The organism is Geminicoccus flavidas, from assembly GCF_009806515.1.
Taxonomy (GTDB): domain Bacteria; phylum Pseudomonadota; class Alphaproteobacteria; order Geminicoccales; family Geminicoccaceae; genus Geminicoccus; species Geminicoccus flavidus.
This window is the reverse complement of sequence record NZ_WUJP01001052.1, coordinates 1-2,294: the sequence shown is the minus strand read 5'-3', so window position 1 is coordinate 2,294 and position 2,294 is coordinate 1. Positions and strand designations below refer to the sequence as shown.

The window sequence follows — 2,294 nt, the reverse complement described above, 5'->3', positions numbered from 1 at the left end:
TGACCGGGGCTGGGGACCCATGCCCTCACGCTCGCGTTCTGTACGGTCGCAGTCTGGTTGCGTCCTGGTCCATCCTTGGCCCACGGCGCTCTATTTTCTCGGCGTCGTCGCGACCTCCCTGGGCCGCCGGCTGCCCTGGACGTGGCGCAGCCGGCGGCCCGTGCCGTCCTGGCTGATCCTGGGGTTCGTGCTGGCCAACGCTGTCCTGCTCATCGTGACGCTGCTAGTCCTCGACCCCTTCGTCCCGTCGCCGAGACCGATGCAGATGGCGCTACCGTGAAGAACCTGCTCCTTATCGTACCCGCCGCAACATGATGATCCCCTGAAGCACGACATCAGCAGGTCACAAAACCGGTTCAGTACTGCCCCAGTTCGGGAAATTCTTCGATTATGGCTCGCCCGACGGCCATTTCGCGAGACCGGCTGAGCGGCACGAAGCTTGCAAGAGCAGGTGCTCTCTTGCCGGCGCCTGATGAAGACGCCAGTTTGCACCCGCTGAAGTCGTCCGGCGGGTGAGAGAGGCAGACCAGGTGCAGACGTGCACCGGTCCCGTCATCCTCGCGGGCACGCCATTCTCTTGCTCCGACTGACGGAGCAGGAGGTTCTTGCTGCCGAAAGGAGCCGCCATGTCCGGCCTGCGCCAACCGAACGCCCTGATCCTCGCCGCAGTCCTGCTCGCGGTCAGTGCCCCTGCCGGGCAGGCCCAGCTCACCGATGCGCTCGAAGGTGCTATTGGCGGCGGCTCCTCGTCCGGCGGCTCGCTCCTGGAGGGGCTGGGTGGCCAGTCGGTGCCAGCGCTGGACCAGGTCGGGCTCGGCAACATTGCCGGCGTGCTCGAATATTGCGCGAAGAACAACTTCCTGGGCGGCGATGCGGGTGGGCTGAAGGACCGGCTGCTGGGCAAGCTCGGCGGCGAGGAGAAGGCGCAGGCGGACCCTGGCTACCAGGAGGGGCTGGGTGGCATCCTGGGTGGTGACAGCGGGCAGAAGGTCGAGCTGGGCAACTCCGGCCTGAAGCAGCAGCTAACCGACAAGGTCTGCGAGGAAGTGCTCAAGTACGGGCAGTCGCTGATCTGACGCTTTCCTTCCCAGGCGGCGCTGCCTCGTTCCGGGCAGCGACCGGGCGCCATGATCTTGAACGGCGCAGCGGCGTGCGTTTCAGGCTAGACTGGGGTCCGGGCGAGACCGTCCCCGGGACAGGCGGACATGGATGTGCAGGCCTGGCTGCGCAGCATCGGCCTCGAGCGCTACGCGGAGGCGTTTCACGCCCACGCGATCGACGCGGACCTCCTGCCCCGGCTGTCGGCCGATGACCTGAAGGAGATCGGCGTGGCCGCGCTGGGCGACCGGCGCCGGCTGCTGGATGCCGCGGCGGCGCTGCGCGCAGGCGGCCTGCCCGGCGAAGCGGTCGTCGAGGGAGAACGGCGGCAGGTGACCGTGCTGTTCGCCGACCTCGCCGGCTACACGGCACTCGCCAGCGAACTGGACGCCGAGGAGGTCCATGCGCTGCTCCAGCGCTTCTTCCGCCAGATCGACGCGGTCGTCGACCGGCATGGCGGCCATATCGACAAGCATATCGGCGACTGCGTCATGGCGGTGTTTGGCGCTCCGGTCGCCCATGGCAACGATGCCGAGCGGGCAGTGTGTGCCGCCATCGGCATCCGCGACGCGATGCCGGCCCTGTCGGCGGAGCTCGGGCGCAGCGTGCAGGTCCATGTCGGCATCGCCGCAGGCCAGGTCGTGGCGGGCGGTACCGGCAGCAACGAGCATCGCGCGTTCACCGTGACCGGCGAATCGGTCAATCTCGCCGCTCGGTTGACCGATGCCGCGGCACCGGGCGAGATCCTGCTGTCGGACGCGGTCCGCCGGAGCCTGGCCAGCCGGCTCGACTGCGAGGAGATCAGCGCGCTCCGGGTCAAGGGCTTTGCGGAACCTGTGCGCAGCTGGCGCCTGCACGGGCTGCGGGCAGCAGCACCCGAGCGCCCGCTGGTCGGGCGCAGGCGGGAACTGGAGCAGCTCCGGACGATCGTCGCAGCCTGTCGCGATACCAGTCAGGGTGAGACGACCCATATCCGCGGCGATGCGGGCATCGGCAAGACCCGGCTGGTCGAGGAGTTGCGGAAGCTCGCCCGTGAGGCGGGCTTTGCCTGCCATACCGGCCTGGTCCTGGATTTCGGGACCGGCATCGGGCGCGACGCCATCCGCTCGCTGCTGCGCAGCCTGCTGGGCCTGGACCTTGGGGCCGGCGTGGAACTGGCCGGCATCGCCGCCGCGGCCGCCCTCGCGGATGGGCTG

3 protein-coding genes are annotated in these 2,294 nt (G+C 69.0%); all 3 read left to right on the top strand.

Features of this window, described 5'->3' with window-relative positions:
- Positions 1-280, top strand: a 280-nt coding sequence (locus EQG76_RS30125) for a hypothetical protein (RefSeq protein ID WP_235031632.1), incomplete at its 5' end; no start/stop codon positions are given.
- Between the two features lie 346 nt (positions 281-626).
- Positions 627-1,076 (top strand): DUF2501 domain-containing protein, encoded by a 450-nt coding sequence (locus EQG76_RS30120; protein ID WP_159718930.1) that lies wholly within the window; start codon positions 627-629, stop codon positions 1,074-1,076.
- Between the two features lie 129 nt (positions 1,077-1,205).
- Positions 1,206-2,294: adenylate/guanylate cyclase domain-containing protein (locus EQG76_RS30115; RefSeq protein WP_159718929.1), on the top strand; the 1,089-nt coding region annotated here is incomplete at its 3' end.

Coding starts and splice junctions, on each gene's coding strand:
- EQG76_RS30120 (WP_159718930.1), top strand. CDS start 627: ATGTCCGGCCTGCGCCAACCGAACGCCCTGATCCTCGCCGCAGTCCTG.